14 protein-coding genes are annotated in these 16,753 nt (G+C 76.2%); 11 read left to right on the top strand and 3 right to left on the bottom strand.

Features of this window, described 5'->3' with window-relative positions; all coding sequences use genetic code 11:
• Positions 1–244: 244 nt before the first annotated feature.
• The 8 genes from K5O09_RS11770 (at position 245) to K5O09_RS11735 (ending at position 7,931) form a co-directional block, all read left to right on the top strand.
• Complete coding sequence (locus tag K5O09_RS11770) at positions 245–1,579, top strand: folylpolyglutamate synthase/dihydrofolate synthase family protein (protein ID WP_222169723.1); 1,335 nt, start codon at positions 245–247, stop codon at positions 1,577–1,579.
• Positions 1,576–2,475 (top strand): dihydropteroate synthase, encoded by a 900-nt coding sequence (folP, locus tag K5O09_RS11765; RefSeq protein WP_222169722.1) that lies wholly within the window; start codon positions 1,576–1,578, stop codon positions 2,473–2,475. The genes K5O09_RS11770 and folP overlap by 4 nt, the downstream gene beginning before the upstream one ends.
• Entirely contained in the window at positions 2,472–3,866 is a 1,395-nt protein-coding gene (locus K5O09_RS11760) for a M20/M25/M40 family metallo-hydrolase (RefSeq protein WP_222169721.1), read from the top strand. The genes folP and K5O09_RS11760 overlap by 4 nt, the downstream gene beginning before the upstream one ends.
• Positions 3,850–4,473: a GTP cyclohydrolase I gene (gene folE / locus K5O09_RS11755; RefSeq protein WP_222169720.1), complete on the top strand. Its 624-nt coding sequence runs from the start codon at positions 3,850–3,852 to the stop codon at positions 4,471–4,473. Before K5O09_RS11760 ends, folE begins: the two co-directional genes overlap by 17 nt.
• Complete coding sequence (locus K5O09_RS11750; RefSeq protein WP_222169719.1) at positions 4,470–5,240, top strand: SDR family NAD(P)-dependent oxidoreductase; 771 nt, start codon at positions 4,470–4,472, stop codon at positions 5,238–5,240. The genes folE and K5O09_RS11750 overlap by 4 nt, the downstream gene beginning before the upstream one ends.
• Positions 5,240–6,598 (top strand): hypothetical protein, encoded by a 1,359-nt coding sequence (locus K5O09_RS11745; protein WP_222169718.1) that lies wholly within the window; start codon positions 5,240–5,242, stop codon positions 6,596–6,598. The genes K5O09_RS11750 and K5O09_RS11745 overlap by 1 nt, the downstream gene beginning before the upstream one ends.
• 11 nt (positions 6,599–6,609) lie before the next feature.
• Positions 6,610–7,377, top strand: coding sequence for a 4-hydroxy-tetrahydrodipicolinate reductase (gene dapB / locus K5O09_RS11740; RefSeq protein ID WP_255595344.1), 768 nt, complete (start codon positions 6,610–6,612; stop codon positions 7,375–7,377).
• A 95-nt stretch (positions 7,378–7,472) separates the two neighbouring features.
• The gene (locus K5O09_RS11735; protein ID WP_222172753.1) at positions 7,473–7,931 is read left to right on the top strand and encodes a hypothetical protein; all 459 of its coding nucleotides are present in this window, start codon (positions 7,473–7,475) and stop codon (positions 7,929–7,931) included.
• 75 nt (positions 7,932–8,006) lie between these two features.
• Here K5O09_RS11735 and K5O09_RS11730 read toward each other — a convergent pair whose 3' ends face one another.
• From K5O09_RS11730 to K5O09_RS11720, 3 genes are all read right to left on the bottom strand, one after another.
• Positions 8,007–9,797: a bifunctional diguanylate cyclase/phosphodiesterase gene (locus K5O09_RS11730; RefSeq protein ID WP_222169717.1), complete on the bottom strand. Its 1,791-nt coding sequence runs from the start codon at positions 9,795–9,797 to the stop codon at positions 8,007–8,009.
• A 233-nt stretch (positions 9,798–10,030) separates the two neighbouring features.
• On the bottom strand, positions 10,031–10,591 hold the full coding sequence (locus K5O09_RS11725) for a GNAT family N-acetyltransferase (protein WP_222169716.1): 561 nt from the start codon (positions 10,589–10,591) through the stop codon (positions 10,031–10,033).
• Positions 10,592–10,597: 6 nt separating this feature from the next.
• Positions 10,598–12,070: an NAD-dependent succinate-semialdehyde dehydrogenase gene (locus K5O09_RS11720; protein ID WP_222169715.1), complete on the bottom strand. Its 1,473-nt coding sequence runs from the start codon at positions 12,068–12,070 to the stop codon at positions 10,598–10,600.
• Positions 12,071–12,741: 671 nt separating this feature from the next.
• On the opposite strand from K5O09_RS11720, the gene K5O09_RS11715 reads away from it, so the two are divergent.
• From K5O09_RS11715 to K5O09_RS11705, 3 genes are all read left to right on the top strand, one after another.
• A complete protein-coding gene (locus tag K5O09_RS11715) occupies positions 12,742–14,235 on the top strand; it encodes an HNH endonuclease signature motif containing protein (RefSeq protein WP_222169714.1) in 1,494 nt (497 codons plus the stop codon).
• 169 nt (positions 14,236–14,404) lie between these two features.
• Complete coding sequence (locus K5O09_RS11710) at positions 14,405–15,064, top strand: DUF6518 family protein (RefSeq protein WP_222169713.1); 660 nt, start codon at positions 14,405–14,407, stop codon at positions 15,062–15,064.
• Between the two features lie 285 nt (positions 15,065–15,349).
• Positions 15,350–16,633, top strand: coding sequence for a P1 family peptidase (locus tag K5O09_RS11705; RefSeq protein ID WP_222169712.1), 1,284 nt, complete (start codon positions 15,350–15,352; stop codon positions 16,631–16,633).
• The last annotated feature ends 120 nt before the right edge of the window (positions 16,634–16,753 follow it).

Genomic DNA, 16,753 nt, shown 5'->3' with positions numbered 1-16,753 from the left:
GGGACCGCGGGCGGATCGGGGTCCTGTTCTGAGCATGACACCCTCTCGGCGATACCGGACATTCGTGACAATGTGCTTCGCCGTCACGTCCGTGGTCGCGCGGCTGTGTGACCTGGCTTTGACACCGCTTCGGCTCCGGGCGAGCGTAGTGATTCCGATGCACACGTCAGGCGACCTGCTGTCGATTGTGTGCAAGGTCGGACGTGGGGGGACGAAATGCACGAGGGTGTGGGGTGACGGGGCCATGACGGAAACAGCGACGACCGAGCGGGTGTACGCAGCGCTCGGGGATTCTGTGCGGCACAACCGCGTCGGCGAACAGTTCGGGCTCACCGCCGTGAGCGAGGTGCTCCGGCGGCTCGGGAACCCTCACCACGGGCTGCCGGTGGTCCACGTCGCCGGTTCGGCGGGCAAGGGCTCGACCTCCCGGATGATCGCCGAGCTGCTCGCCGCAGCCGGCATGCGGGTCGGTCTCGCCACCAAGCCCCACCTCCACTCCGTCGCGGAACGGTTCGTCGTCGACGGGGTGCCCGAGGACGACGAGGCGCTGCTCGCACGCGCTGCCCGGGTCGGCCCGGAGCTGGCGGGGGTCGGAGCGAGCTGGTTCGAGGTCGTGACCGCCTTGGCGCTCGAGCATTTCGCGAGATCGCGAGCCGATGTCGCGGTCGTCGAGACGGGGATGGGAGGTCGTGACGACGCCACCAATGTCGTCGAGGCCGCCTGCTCGGTGATCACGAATGTCGGGGACGAGCACCTGGACCTGCTCGGCGGGGATGTGCTGTCGGCGGCCGTCCACAAGGCCGGCATCATCAAGAGCGGTATTCCGGTCGTCAGTGGCGTCACCGAGCCCCGGGTCCGGGACGTCGTCCGCGAGCGCGCTGACGCGCTCGGCGCCCCGTTGCTCGAACGAGGTCAACAGATCGAGCTCTCACCGGTGCGAGAGCGGGGGTGGGCCGGCTCCGTGTTCTCGGTCCGGATCGGTGAGGAGCCCCTGCCAGGCGTCGAGCTCGGGGCACTGGGCGCGCACCAGGCGGAGAACGCCGCTCTCGCGATCGCGGCCGCGCGGACCGTCGTCCCGGACCCCGAGCGGCTCGGACCCGACGCGATGCGTTCCGTCCTGCGGTCGCTGCGGATCCCCGGGCGTCTGGAACAGGTGCTGGAGCGCCCGCGGGTGCTCCTCGACGCGGCGCACTGCGCCCCCGAGTTCGCGGCGCTCGCGGTGGCGCTGCGTGCCCTCGACGGCGTCGGGCGGCGGTCGGCGCTCATCGCGCTGTCGTCCAGCCAGACGCCTGCCCGGGCGCTCGCGCCGCTCGCGGGGGTCTTCGACCGTGTCACGTTCTGCTCGTACTCGGGGTGCACCGAGTTCGGCGAGGTGCGAGGCCGGGACCCGCGTGAGCTCGCCGCGGCGTTCGCTGCGCTGGACCCGGCGGCCCGCGTCGACACCGGTGCCGATCCCGTCTCGTCGTTCGACCGGGCGCTGAGGCGGAGCGCTGACGGCGACCTGCTGTGCGTGACGGGGTCGTTCTCGCTGCTGGCCCCGGTGCGAGCAGCTCTCGGGCTGACGGGCGCTCGGGCATGACCGGGCGACCCGGCAGGGTCCGGGCGATCCTGCGCCTCGGGGGTCTGCAGATCGAGTGGGGGAGCCGGACGTACGTGCTGGCGATCGTGAACGCCACACCGGACTCGTTCAGCGGGGACGGGTTGTCCGCCCGTGGCGAGGGAGCGTACGCCAGGGCGGCCGGACAGGCGGTCGACGACGGTGCGGACCTGGTCGACGTCGGCGGGGTGCCGCTCTACGCCGGTGCCGGCCCGGTCAGCCGCGACGACGAGCTCGCTCGGGTGGTGCCGGCGGTGCGCGAGATCGTGGACGCCCTGCCCGGTGTACCGGTGTCCGTGGACACCTCGGACGCCGAAGTGGCACGGCGGACCCTCGACGAGGGTGCGGTGCTGATCAACAGCGCGTGGGGACTGCACACGCGCGACGGCCGCTGGAACCGGGAGCTGGCGCGTGCCGTGGCGGAGCGCGGTGCCGCCATCGTCCTGACGCACAACACGCGCGTGGAGCGCATCGTCCAGGAGACGTACGGCCCCCGGTGGGACGTGGGCTACGACGACCTGGTGCGTGAGGTCGTCGAGGACCTGCGCCGCCAGATCGAGGTGGCTGCGGAGTGCGGGGTCGCCGCGGATCGCGTGATCGTGGACTGCGGCCCGGGTCTGGGCAAGGGCCCCGAGGACAGCCTGCTCGCCGTCCGTGAGCTGCGCGCTCTCGCACCACTGGGCGCCCCGGTCCTCCTGGCGCACTCGCGCAAGAGCTTCCTCGGTCGTCTGGTGGGTGGGCGGCCGCACGAACGCGACGCGGCGACCGTGGCGGCGACCACCTGGGGCATCGCCCAGGGTGCCGACATGATCCGGGTGCACGACGTCCGCGCCAACAAGCAGGCGGCCTTGGTCGCCGACGCGCTGGTCCGCGGATGACACGGGCGGGCGCGTGGACCTGCCGGTGCGCTCAGCGACGTGGCGGCGACCAGGAGGAGGTCGTCCGCCGGCTGTCCGACCTGGTGCGGCTGGACACGACGAACCCGCCGGGGAACGAGTCGCTGGTCACGGAGTACGTGGCGGGCGAGCTCGCCGCGGTGGGTGTGCCAGCCGTGGTGCTCGAGTCAGCTCCGGGTCGGGCGAACCTGGTGGCAAGGCTGCGGGGAGCGGGGACCGGGCCGACCGTGATGCTCCTCGCCCACGCCGATGTCGTGGGCGCGTCTCCCGTCGGCTGGACCCACCCGCCCTTCTCCGGTCGGGTGGTCGACGGTGAGGTGTGGGGACGCGGCAGCCTCGACATGAAGGCGCACCTCGCGAGCTGGCTCACCCTCGTCGCCGGCCTGGCGGAGCACCGCGTCCCGCTCGGCGGCGACGTCGTGCTCGTGGTGACGGCCGACGAGGAGGCGGGCAGCCGGCTCGGGGCGCACTGGCTCGTCGAGAACCACCCCGATCTCGTCCGCGCCGATCTCGCGTTCTGCGAGGGCGGCGGGCAACGCATCCCGACGGCGGCGGGGCCGCTCTACACCGTCCAGGTGGCGGAGAAGGGCACCGCCACGGTGCGGGTCACGGCGTCGGGCACGGGAGGACATGCGTCGGTGCCGCGGGCGGACAACGCCGTCCTGGCGCTCGCCGACGCGTTGCACCGTCTCGGGCGATCCCGCACGCGGTCGCTCCCCACGGAGACGACGGACCTGATGCTCGAGGTCCTCGCCGCCAGCACCGCCGACCCGCACGTGCGCTCCGCGCTGCTCGACGTCCGGCGGCAGCCGACCTTCGAAGCGGCCGCGGGCCTGCCGCTGGTGCCGTTCCTGCGTGACTTCGTGGTGGCTGGGCTGCACAACACCGCCGTTCCGACGCGGCTCAGCGCCAGCGACCGGGTGAACGTCGCACCCGCAGAAGCCTCCGCGGTGCTGGACTGCCGTCTCGTCCCCGGGCAACGGCCGGAGGACTGGGTGGAGCACCTTCGGGCTGTGCTGGGCGGGCAGGTGCGGGTCGATCTCATCCGGGGCCGGGCCGGTCGGGAGGGGCCACCGGCCGACGAGCTGCTCACCGTGGTCGACGAGGTCCTCGACGAGGTCGACCCGGGGGGCCGGGCGCTGCCGTACCTGAGCTCCGCCGCCACGGACGCACGGGCGTTCCCCGGGATCCCGGTGCTGGGCTTCTTCCCGTCGGCCAGCGACCGCGACCTGATGCGACTGATCCACGGCGTCGACGAGCGCGCCCTGATCAGCGACGTCATGCACGGGCACCGGATCACGGGAGGACTCGTCATGCGCCTGTGCGGCGCGCAGATCGACCACGCGGAGGAGTGCCATGCTGGAGTGCAGTGACGACGGGGCGACGAGGGACGTGCGCGCGTTCGGGACGACGCCGCGTGCGGAGGCCGACCTCCTCCGTGCCGAGGCGGCTCTCGCCGACTTCGTGCGGGCGATGGGGGTCCCCGCGGACGCCCCGGCCACGCGGGCGACGCCCCGCCGGATGGCGCGGGCGTACGCCGAGTTCCTCACACCCCGGGCTTTCGAGCTCACCACCTTCGACAACGACGAGGGGTACGACGAGCTCGTCCTCGCTCGCAGCATCCCGGTGCGGTCGGTGTGCGAGCACCACTTCCTCCCGTTCGCCGGGGTGGCGCACGTCGGGTACTACCCGGGGGCGCGGATCGTCGGGCTGTCCAAGCTGGCCCGCGTCGTGGAGCACTTCGCGTGCCGGCCGCAGGTCCAGGAGCGGTTGACCCGCCAGGTCGCGCTGGAGCTCGAGCATGAGCTGCGACCGTCAGGTGTCGGCGTGGTGATCGAGGCGTCGCACTCGTGCATGACGCTGCGAGGTGCGCGGTCCTCGGGTTCGACCACGGTCACGTCGACGCTGCTCGGCACGCTGCGCGACAACCCGGGAACGCGTCAGGAGTTCCTGTCGCTGCTGCCCACGGGCACACGATGAAGGGCACCGTCGCGTTGGTGGCCGGCGGCGCGGGACACGCCGGGAGCTGCATCGCCCAGACGCTGCTCGACCGTGGGGCGACCGTGATCGCGCCCAGCCGGTCCCTCAGCCGGCTGAGCGCGCTCGGGGCCCGGCTCGACGCGCGTGGACCCGGCGAGCTGCACCTCGTCCGGGCGGACCTCGCCGACACCGCCGAGGCGGAGTCGTTGCGCGATCTCGTGCTGGAGCGGCACGGTCGGCTCGACTCGGTGATCGCGTCGCTGGGTACGTTCGAACGCGAGGCGCGGATCGACGAGATGGACCGCGCGACCTGGGACCGCCTGGTCTTCGACAACCTCACACCGCACTTCGTGGTGGCTCGCACGTTCGCCCCGGTGCTCGCCGACAGCGGCGGCGTCTACGTCACGCTGGCGGGGATCACCGCGAACGAGCCGATGACGTTCGCTGCCCCGATGTCGGTGACCGGCGCCGGCTTGCGGATGCTCCTTCGCGTGCTCGCGGCGGAGTACGCAGGTACGGCGATCCGGTGCCACGAGGTGACGCTGCTCGCGCCGATCCTGGACCACTGGTTCGGCTTCGCGCCGCAGCCGGGGTGGCTGACCGCGGACGAGGTGGGCCGCTTCGTCGCCGACGTCCTCGACCCGGGTTGGGCCCACCCGGACCGGCTGCTCCTGTCCCTCCCGGAGCCCGACTCGCCACGCGTGTGGCGACGACCGACGCCGCCGCGCCCGGTCGAGCACCGGACCTCGGCCGCGCGGGGGCGGTGATGCGGTTCGAGAACAGCCTCACCCGCGGGTTCCTCGCTGCGTGCGGGCCGGTCCGCGAGCTGCGGCGTCTCCAGGACGAGGGTGGGTTCCGGGAGGGCGCCCCGCTGCTCTCACGACCCGCGCTGCTGTCCGGGACGGAGACGGCCGAGCTCTCCGCTGTGGCGCAGGAGCTCCTCGTACTGCTGCAGGAGCTGCCGAACAGGCTGTACGACGGCGACCTGACCGCCTACCTGCGGGCTGTGGGCGCCGAGGACGTCGTGCTCGACGCGCTGGCGGCCGAGACGGGTGTCCCGACCGAGCTCATGGGCCGGGCCGACCTCTACCGGCAGCCCGACGGGACGTGGCAGGTGCTCGAGTGCAACGTCGGCCACCGCATCGGCGGGTGGACGGTGGACGAGATCGTCCGCCGTGCCCTGCGCGAGCCGGAGGTGGCCGGCTTCGCCGCTGAGCACGCCCTGGGATACCCCGGCACCCGGGCTCGGATGGTCGCGGCGATCCGGACGAGCGCGGGCCGGACCGACCCGGTGGTCGCGGTACTCGGGGCGCCCGCGTCGATGCGCCCGGGCGAGGACTGCTTCCCCTCGGTGGTGCGCGGGCTCCGGGCGGCGGGTCTCGACGCGGTCGGCGGTCACCTGGGGCAGCTCACCCGGACCCGCACGGGCAGGCTCGCGGTCGGCACCCGCGGCGTCGACGTCGTGTTCCGCATGTTCGGCCTCCCGGAGGTGGCCTCCGACCCCGCGGTGCTGCCCGCGCTCCGCGACGTCGGTGCCGCTGCGCGCGCCGGCAAGGTCAGCGTGCTCAGCGGCATCCACTCGGAGCTCGCGATGAGCAAGGCGAACCTCGCGCTGCTCAGCGACCCGCTCCTCCACGACCGCTTCACCGCGGGCCAGCGGCGTCTCGCCGAGCGGGTGATCCCCTGGACCAGGGTGCTGCGCCCCGGGATGACCACGGCCGCCGACGGGTCGCGGGTGGACCTGCTGCCCGACGTGCACCGACGCCGGGTCGACCTGGTCCTGAAGCCCGCCGCGGGGTTCGGCGGCCGTGGGGTCGTCGCGGGCTGGACGCGTCCGCAGCAGGCGTGGGACCGGCTCGTCGACGACGCCGTCGGTCACGGGTACGTCGTCCAGCAGCGGGTCCGGCCCGCGACCGAGCGCTTCCGTTCCTTCGACGGTGCCGCGGAGGAGGACGTCGTCCTCAACTGGGGCCCCTTCAGCATCGGCGGAGGCTACGCCGGGTGCCTGGTGCGAGGTCTGACCGCGGATGCGGGTGCGGTCGTGAACAACGACTTCGGCGCGCGGTTCACCGGGGTACTCAGCGGGCCCTCGGAGCCGTCGCCGGGTGCGCGGCGGTCGCACTAGGGTGGCGTCCCGTGACCGGAACCCGTGACCTCGAGCCGATCCCCGTCGCCGTGCTGGGTGCCTCCGGGCGCATGGGCCGCACGGTCGTCGCGGCCGTGGAGGCCGCCCCGGACCTGGAGCTCGTGGCCGCGCTCGACCACGGTGACGACGTCGGCCGCGTCGCTGCCGCGGGTGCCCACGTCGCCGTGGACTTCACGGTGCCCGCCGCGACCGAGGGCAACGTGCGCGCGCTCGTCGGCCAGGGCGTGCACGCCGTCGTCGGCACGACGGGCTGGTCGCCCGAGGCGCTCGCCCGCGTCGAGGCGGATCTCGCCGAGCAGCCCGGCGTCGGGGTGCTGATCGCCCCGAACTTCGCGCTCGGCGCGGTGCTCGCCATGACGTTCGCGGCGCAGGCGGCCCGGTGGTTCGAGTCCGTGGAGGTCGTCGAGCTGCACCACCCCGACAAGGTCGACGCGCCGTCCGGGACGGCCCGGCACACCGCCGAGGCCGTCGCCCGCGCCCGGCGGCAGGCGGGCCTCGGACCGGTGCCGGACGCGACGACGGCGGCGCTCGACGGAGCGCGCGGGGCGGACGTCGACGGCGTGCGCGTGCACGCGGTCCGGCTGCGCGGCCTGGTCGCGCACGAGGAGATCCTGCTCGGCAACGCCGGCGAGCAGCTCACGATCCGGCACGACTCGTTCGACCGGGTGTCGTTCATGCCGGGCGTGCTGCACGCCGTCCGGACCGTCGGGTCCCGGCCGGGGCTTACCGTCGGGCTCGAGCACTACCTGGACCTGTGACCGTGGAGGACGACCGGGTGGAGGACGCGGACGCACGGGACGGCGCGGCTGCGGGCAGCGGCACGGACGGTCCGCCCCGGCGGAACCGGACCGCGCTGGTCGCCGCGCTCGCGCTGACGGCGCTGCTGGCGCTGTACGTGTGGCTCGTCGCCGGACGCGCCGTCGCGCTCATGCGCACGGGCGAGCCGGTGGGCGTCGGGCTGGGGGTCGCGTTCGCGGTGCTCCCGCTGCTCGTGCTCGTCCTCGTCGCGCGGGAGTGGCTGCTCGCCGTCGACGTGCAGCGCATGGCCGACACGCTCGCGGCGCGCGGCGAGCTGCCGGTCGACGAGCTGCCGCGCAGCCCCGGCGGCCGCATCGACCGGGTGGCCGCCACGGAGGCGTTCGAGCTGGCGCGCGCCGAGGCGGAGTCCGCGGCCACCGGCGACTGGGGGCCGTGGTACCGGCTCGCGTTCGCGTACGACGCGGCGGGGGACCGCCGGCGTGCCCGCGCCGCGCTCCGGCACGCCTCGCGGCTGCACCGCGGGCGGACCGGGGAGCCGCGCGGACTCGGCTGAGGCGGGCGTCCGCCGGTCGCGTGCGGACGGCTCGCCAGGGCTCGACCGGCGGTGCGGGCGGTGCCGGCGGGGCGCTCAGCGCGCGAGGTAGGCCGCGAGGGCGTCCGGCGGCATCGGGCGCGCGACGTGGAAGCCCTGCATCAGGGGTACGCCGGCGGCGCGCAGCGCGTCCACCTGCTCCGCCGTCTCGACGCCCTCGGCCACCACGGGGAGACCGCGGTCGGCCGCCAGCCGGTGCACGAGCTCCACGATCAGCGCGTCCACGGGGTCGTCCAGCATGTGCGCGACGACCTCGCGGTCGATCTTCACCGCGTCCACGGGCAGCCGGGTGACCTGCCGCAGGGCGCCGAACGCGGCGCCGAGGTCGTCGAGCGCGATCGGCACCCCCGCCGCCCGCAGCTCCCGCAGCGCCGGCTGCGCGCGGGCCAGCTGGGCGTCGGTCGCGGCCTCGGAGAGCTCGAGCCGCACCGTTCCCGGCGCCACGCGGACCTCCGTGAGCACCCGGAGCACGCGGTCGGCGAGCAGCGGCTCGTCCAGCGCGGCGGGGGACAGGTTGACGTTCACGGTCTCCGGCGCGCGGTCGCCGAGCGTCGCCCGCCACCCCGCCAGGTCACGGCACGCCGCGGCCAGCACCCACAGGTCGAGGTCCAGCGCCCGTCCCGCCGCTGCGGCGCGGGCGAGGGGCTCGGCGGGACCACCGAGCTCGCCGTCGTCGTCGCGGCAGCGCAGCAGCGCCTCGACCTCGCGCGCGACGCCGTCCGCCGTGCGGGCGATGGGCTGGTAGTGGACCTCGAGGCCCCACCACGCCGAGCCCTCTGCCGCACGCCCCCGGTCGTCATCGTGCCGGGCGCCGTCGCCGCGGCCCTGGCGCGGGACCCGGCCGTCTGCGGTCGCGAGGTCGGCGCCAGCGAGCCGCACGCGGTCCCCGCCCGCCTTCTTCGCCCCGTACATCGCGAGGTCCGCCTCCCGCAGCAACCGGTCGCTGTCCACCAGCGGGCCGGCGCCGACGGCGAGCCCCACGCTCGCCCGCGAGTGCGCCGCAGCGGGCAGCGCGGGGTCGCTCGCGGCGAGCGCCGCCCGGAGGGTCTCGCCCAGCCCGAGCGCCGACGAGCGCCACGGCGCCGCGGCCGTCTGCGGCTCGAGCAGGCGGGCGAGCGCGAACTCGTCACCGCCCAGGCGCCCGACCACGTCCCCCGGCAGCGCAGCCGCCGCGAGGCGCTCGGCCACCGAGTGGAGCAGGGCGTCCCCTGCCGCGTGGCCGAGGGAGTCGTTGACCTCCTTCAGCCGGTCCAGGTCGACGAACGCCAGGACGACGGCGCCCTCGCCGCGCTGCGCCCGCGCGCAGAGCTCCCGCAGGCCGTCGACGAACCAGGCACGCGACGGCACGCCGGTCAGGTGGTCGTGGGAGGCCTCGTGCGCGAGCTCGGAGGCCAGCGCCTCCATCAGCGTCGTCGGGTCGAGGACGCCCACCGGCTCATCGTCCGGCCCGAGCACCACCATGTCGGAGTAGCCGTCGCTCTGCGCCAGCCGTTCGGCGGCCTCCGTGAGCGACGCCGACACCGGCACCCGCGGGGCGTCCCAGCGGGCGACCTCCGCGACCGGGCGGCGGCCCCACAGCGATCGCCCGAAGCCGTAGCGGCCCGTCATCGTCGTCAGGAAGTCCTTGCGCGCCACCAAGCCGTGCGGTCCCCCCGGCTCGCGCGGCGCCACCAGCACCGACGAGACGGTCCAGCGGGTGCGGAAGCCGACGTCGACGGCCTCGCAGGGGTCGGTCGGGGCGACGACGACGGGCTCGGACGTGAGGTCGGCGAGCGCGCGTCCGCGGTCGACCCGCCGCCAGGCGGCGAGCGTCGGGGGAGGGGCCACTCCTGGACGATCGTCGTCGCGCCGACCGGCATGAGCCCGCGGCGCGCGCCGACGGCACGTGTTCGCGCACCGTTCACCGGGACGTCCACCCGGACACCCGGTGTGCGCCACGGGCGGGTGACGGGCGCGCGGGCGGGTGACGGGGGCAGGTGCGGGCGGCGTCCGTGCAGGTGCGGGCGGCGTCCGTGCGGGTGCGGCCGAGACGGCCGCGGGCAGCGGCGCGCCGCCGCCGGTCAGATCGCGGCGCCCCACAGGTGCTCGGTGATCTCCCGGGGGTCGTCCTGCTCGCCGAGCACCCGGCGTCCACCCACGTCACCGAGCCCCGCGGAGCCGAGGAACTGCTCCCGGGCCACGTCGCCCCGGATCACCCATGTCTGCACCGACGTCGCGCCGTCCTCGTCCCGCAGCAGGTCCACGACCGCGGCGAGCAGGCGCGACCCGTGCCCCTGCCGGCGCTCGGTCGGCTCCACCTCGAGCGCCAGGATCTCGCCGCCCGGGGTGTCGTCCCCGGTGCCGGGGGGCGCGACCACCGGGACCACGGAGGCGAAGCCGACGAGCCGCGGCCCGTGCATCGCCACGAGCACGCGGTACCCGCGTCCCGGGGGGCTGGTGATCGCCGCCCGCCACTGAGCAGCGAGGCGCGCCGGGTCGACCGCGTCCAGCACCTCGGCCCCCAGCGTCTCGGCGTGCGTCGCCCGCCAGGCGGCGAGCTGCACGGCGGCGATCGTGGTCTCGTCGCCGGGGACCGCTGGGCGCACGGACACGTCGGACGTCGCGGAGGTGAGGGGGCTCATGGCGGCTCACAATGCCACGTACAGCGGCTCCAGGTACTCCTCGATGCCGGCCTCGCCGCCCTCGCGCCCGACGCCCGACGACTTCACGCCGCCGAACGGGGCCGACGCGTCGGACACCATCCCCCGGTTGATCCCGAGCATCCCGGTCTCGACCCGCTCCGCCAGGCGCATCACCCGGGAGACGTCGCGGGTGCACGCGTAGGCGACGAGGCCGAACTCGGTCGCGTTCGCCAGGCGGACGCCGTCGTCCTCCGAGCCGAACGTCACCACCGGGGCGACCGGGCCGAACACCTCCTCGCGCACCGTCCGGGCGTCCTCGGGGACCCGGTCCAGCACGGTCGGGCGGTAGAAGTACCCGCGTCCGCCGGGGCGACCGCCGCCGGTACGGACCCGCGCCCCGGCGTCCGCCGCGTCGGCGACCAGCTCGTCGACCCGGTCCACGGCCGAACGCTCGATCAGCGGGCCGACGGTCACGTCCGGGTCGGTCCCGCGGCCGACGACCAGCCGCTCGAACGCCGCGGTCAGACGGTCCGTGAACTCGGCCGCCACCGGCTCCTGCACCAGGAAGCGGTTCGCCGCGACGCACGTCTGGCCGGCGTTGCGCATCTTCGCCTGCACCGCGGCCTCGACGGCCAGGTCCAGGTCGGCGTCGTCGAACACGAGGAAGGGAGCGTTGCCGCCGAGCTCCATCGACGTCCGCAGCACGCCGTCCGCGGCCTGCTTGAGCAGCGTCCGCCCGACCTCCGTGGACCCGGTGAACGACAGCTTGCGCAGCCGCGGGTCCGCGATCACCGGTCCGGTCACCGCCGCCGAGGACGACGTCGGCACCACGTTCACCACGCCGGTCGGCAGGTCCCGGGCATCCAGCTCCGCGCGCACCAGCTCGGCGAAGTACGCCGTCGTCAGCGGCGTCAGCCCGGCCGGCTTGATGACCACCGGGCAGCCCGCGGCCAGAGCCGGCGCGACCTTGCGGGTGATCATCGCGATCGGGAAGTTCCACGGCGTGATCAGCAGCGCCGGGCCGACGGGTCGGCGCAGCACCAGCTGGTGGTGCGTGCCCGCCGGTGCGCGCCGTGCGAGCCCGTCCAGGCGCACCGCCTGCTCCGCGTACCAGCGCACGAACTCCGCGGCGTACTGCACCTCGGCGCGCGCCTCCGCGAGCGGCTTGCCGCCCTCCGCCGTGATCAGTGCCGCCAGGTCCTCCGCGCGCGCCGTCATCGCGTCGAACACCGACCGCAGCACGTCCGAGCGGGTGCGCGGAGCGACCTCCCGCCATGCCGGGAACGCGCGGTGCGCTGCGTCGAGCGCCGCCAGGCCGTCCTCGGGCGTCGCATCGGCGACCTCGAACAGCACGTCCGTCGTCGCCGGGTCCGCGACCGGGAACGTGCCGCCGCCACGGGCGTGACGCCACTCGCCGCCGATCAGCAGGCCGGTCGGCGTGTGTGCGGCGACGTACGGCGGCAGCGGCGAGGTCGTCATGCGTCCAGTGTGGATCCGGAGGGACGCGCGGGCACCTGCGGGCCCCCGCGAGCCGCCGCGCGGGGGGCGGGTGCGGGGCTGCCAGGGCCCGTGCGGTCCTCCACAAGCGGCGGCGCGGGTTCGGCTGTGGAGGGGGCGCGGGACGTGTCGGGGGTCGCCGGTAGCGTCGTCGTATGCCATCTGACCTGCGAGGACGCCCTCCGGCGACGCGTGCGCGGGGCGCCTCGACCGGTGCGCCCGGGGCCGCCGGCGCGCGGACGGCGTCCGCTCCGAACCGTCGTGCCGCTCCGAGCCGTCGTGCCGCTCCGAGCCGTCGTGCGTCGACCACCCGTGTCGCGGGCGGCGCGGGGGATCGCGGGGTGCTCCGGGGTGATGCCGGTGCGCGTGGTGTCCCGCCCGGCACCGGTGGCGGGCGCGTCGCCCCGGGAGGTGTGCCGGGGCGCGGGACGGCTCCCCGGAGCCGTGTCCTGCGGCCGGTCCGGGCGTGGCGGGTGGACGTGTCGGTCCGCACCGCGAGCGGCATCCCGCTGGCCGACCCGTCCGCCCGTCCGCCGTCCCGCACACGCGCCCTCGTGCCGGACGGCGGACGTGCGCGCGGTCGGTCCGGCACCGGCGCCCGGGGCGCGTGGACGCCCGCGGGGCCGACTGCGGCCGCATCGCCGACGGTCCCCGTGCTCGACCCCGTGGCGCGCTTCCCGTTCCGGCCCGGTGCAGGCGGGGAGAGGGACGCGGCGGTCCTCCGGACCACCGACCCGCCGGTCGCGGCGATGGCCCCGGGGCCCGAGCTCGCCGCGCTCGTGGCGGACCTGGACCCGGACGGCGTCTCCGACCACGGCCTCGTCGAGCTCACGGCCGCCGCCGTGCGCCTCACCTCCTGGGCGCACGCCGTTGCGGCGCGGTACGCGGCTCTGCTGGCCGAGCGGCCGTCGATGAACCCGCCGTGGTCGCGCCTCACGCGCCCGCCGGCGGAGTCGTCCGTCGCCGGCGACGAGCTCGCGATGAGGCTCGCGTGGTCCTCGCGCGCGGCCGGCCGCCTGGTCCGCGACGGGCGCGCGTTCGGCCACCACCTCGGGGCCACGGGTGATGCCCTCGCTCGTGGTGACCTCGATGCCGTCCGCGCCCGCGTCCTCGTCGACCGGCTGGACGATCTCCCGCTCGTGGTCGCCCTGGACGTCCAGGAGGCGGTGCTCACCCGGGCGCACTCCCGGACCGCCGCGCAGCTCCGCGCGGACGTCGAGCGTGCGGCGATCGCCGTGGACGCCCGCGACGCCGCCGCACGGCGCGAACGCGCCCGGACCCGACGGCGTGTCGACAGGCCGCGGGTGCTGGCCGACGGCATGGCCGGTCTCTGGGCGGTGCTGCCGGCTGCTGATGCGATGCGGCTGGACTCCGTGCTCGGGGCCGCGGCGCGGACAGCTCGCAGTGCCGGCGACCCGCGCACGCTCGACCAGCTCCGCGCGGACGGCCTGGTGGACCTCGTCCTGCACACCGCGTGCGCCGAGCCGGACGACCGGACCGTGGCCCGGTCGTCACCGGGATCCGTGGGAACCGCCGCACGACCGAGCGACCCGTGCCCGGACGGCCGACCGCGGTGCCCGGCGCGACGGGGCAGCGCCCAGATCCGCGTCACCGTCCCGCTGACGACCCTCATGGGTGAGGACGACGAGCCGGCGCACCTCGCCGGCTACGGACCCGTCGACGCCGGGACCGCCCGGGCCCTCGCCGCGGGAGGGGTCTGGCGGCGGCTCGTCACCGACCCGCTGTCCGGCGCGGTCCTCGACCTGGGTCGGACCCGCTACCGACCGACGACGGAGCTCGCCGAGCACGTCGTCGCGCGGGACCGCACCTGCGCCCGGCCGGGCTGCGGCGTGCCGGCGGAGTCCTGCGACCTCGACCACACGCTCGAGTTCCACGCCCTGCCCGCGAGCGATCCGGACGAGAGCCGCGCGCTCGGCTCGACGGGAGCCGGCAACCTCGGCCCGCTGTGCCGGCGGGACCACCGCCTGAAGACCGACGGAGGCTTCGTCCTGCGCCAGGTGCGGCCCGGCGTGTTCGAGTGGCTCACGCCGACCGGTCACCGGTACCGCTGCGTGCCCGGTCTCGACCCCGCGCTCGCCCTGCACCCGCCACCGAGGGACCCGTGGCCGTCACCGCCACCCTTCTAGACCGACCACCGGTCGTCCGCGTCGGGTTCCCGCTCGGCCGGTGGCCGCCCCTGGGCGTCGCGGCCCTCCCGAACAGGCCCGGCTCGTACGCCCGCGGTGGGAAGCCCGGTCGGTCGCTGTCCGGCCGAGGTCGGACGACGTGCGTGCCCCCATGCGGTCGGATGGGTGCGTGCCGACCACGAGCCCACACGCCCCCGCGACCGCCGCCCAGCCCTCCGGTGCCCTCCGCACGGTGGGGTGGCCCGCCGGGCTCGCCCTCGCGGTCGCCGCGGGCCTGCTCGCCGGGACGCTCACCTCGTTCGGGCAGACGCTGCTCGGCGACACCCCGTTCCAGGGGCTGGCCATCGCCGTCAGCCCCTGGCTCGTCGCGCCCTTCCTCGTCGGCGCGACGGCCCGCCGGTCGGCCACCGCAGCGCTCGCCGGCCTCCTGACCTGCGCCGGGCAGGTCGCCGGGTACTACGTGGCCGCGGACCTCCGGGGGTTCGCGGTCGGCTCGGCGTCGATCCTGCTGTGGAGCCTCGCCGGTGCGATCGGCGGTCCGGTCTTCGGCATGGCGGGTCGGCTGTGGCGGAGGACCCGGTCCGATGACCCGCGGAGGGCGGGCGCCGGCGCGGCGCTGCTCGCCGGCTGCTGGCTCGCGGAGGCGCTGGTGACCTACCTCGTGGTGCTGCACCGCCCGGAGGAGGCGCTGGTCTTCGCCCTCGTCGCCGGGTTGCTGGTCGCGCTGCTCGGTCGCGGGGGAGGCCACCGGGCACTGCTGATCCGGCTGCCCGTCGCCGTCGCTGCGGGAGCCGCGGGGTTCGCGGCGCTGCACGCCGTGGTCGGCTGACCGGCGCCACCAGCGGGCGGTCGACGAGCGGGACAGGTGCTGGCAGGCCCCTGTGAGACGGCGGCCCGGACGGGGTGGCGCGTCCGCGTGAGACGCGGCCCGGACGGGATGGCGCGTCCGCGTGAGACCGCGGCCTGGAACGCGAGCGAGGGTCGCGGGACGGCGCGGTGCACCGACGGTTCAGCCGTGGCCGGGTCGTCGTCCGGCGCGGTCTTCCCGGCAGCGTCCGCGCAAGCCCCCGTCGCGTCCGGCACGCCGGGTCCGCGCACGTGGCACGGTGGAGCCATGACCGAGTCAGCGCAGGCAGCCGCGCCCGACGACTCCAGCCCCGCGCGCGCCCCCGAGGTCCCCCCGGCGGAACGCGTCGCCGCTCCCGCTCCGTCCCGCGGTGACGGCGGGGTCGCCCCGTCCTCGGGCAGCATCACGGATGTCACGGGCGTCCGGGTGGGGCAGGTGACGCGGGCGGGTGACGGGTGGCTCACCGGCGTGACGGTGGTCCTGCCGCCGGCCGGCACCGTCGCCGGCGTGGACGTGCGAGGCGGTGGACCCGGCACGCACGAGACCGACGCGCTCGATCCCCGCACGCTCGTCCCGACCGCCGACGCGGTGGTGCTGACGGGTGGCTCGGCGTTCGGGCTCGTGACGGCGCACGGGGTGCAGCGGTGGCTCGCCGAGCACGACCGGGGATACCGCGTCGGCACGTCGCCCGGGGAGGTCGTGCCGATCGTGCCGGCGGCGGCCGTGTTCGACCTCGGCCGCGGCGGGCGGTTCGACGCCCGGCCGGACGAGGCGATGGGGTACGAGGCGGCCGCCGCGGCCGCCGTTGCCGCGGAGCACGACCCGGTCGACCGCGGCACGGTCGGGGCGGGCACCGGCGCGGCGATCGCGATGCAGACGCGCAAGGGCGGTGTCGGGACGGCGTCCGTCAGGTTGCCGGCACCGTGGGACCAGGTGGTCGTCGGGGCGCTCGCGGTCGTCAACGCAGCCGGCGCACCCGCCGGGTCGCCGAGGTCCTGGCCGACTCCCGCGTCCGCCGCGCCACCGCCCGCGTCCGCCGCGCCGACTCCCGCGTCCGCCGCACCACCGCCCGCGTCCGCTGCGCCGCCGACGGCCTCCGCCGCGCCACCGCCCGCGTCCGCCGCGCCACCGACGACCTCCCCCCGCGCCGCTGACCCGGCCCGGTCGGGGTCCGGCGCGGACTCCGTCGCGCCGCGGCTCCGCGGTCACCAGGCCCCGCCCGCGCCGCTGAACACGACGATCGCCGTCGTGGCGACGAACGCGGCGCTCGACCCGGCGGAGACGTCACGCACGGCGACGGCGGCGCACGCCGGTCTGGCGCGGGCCCTCGACCCGGTCCACACGCTCGTCGACGGCGACACGGTGTTCTCGCTCGCGACGGGCGAGCTGGCGTTGCCGGCGTCCCGGCCGGAGCGGGTCGTGGCTCTCGTGCAGCTGCAGGCCGCCGCCGCGCACGCGCTCGAGCTGGCCGTCGCCGACGGGATCGCCTCGGCGACGGCCGTGCGCACGCCGGTGGTCGACCTCCCCGTGTGGGACGGGCCGACCCGGTAGGGATCCGCGCCCCGTGCCCGCGCCCCCGGGCGACCCTGCGCCGCGATCTCGCGCTCGCGCCCGCGCGCCCGCACCCGCCGCGCTCCGCGGGAGGCGCGGCCCGGCGGACGGGCCGCGTGC

The organism is Cellulomonas sp. C5510 (genome assembly GCF_019797765.1).
Classification (GTDB): domain Bacteria; phylum Actinomycetota; class Actinomycetes; order Actinomycetales; family Cellulomonadaceae; genus Cellulomonas.
This window is presented reverse-complemented; position numbering and strand designations above follow the sequence as displayed.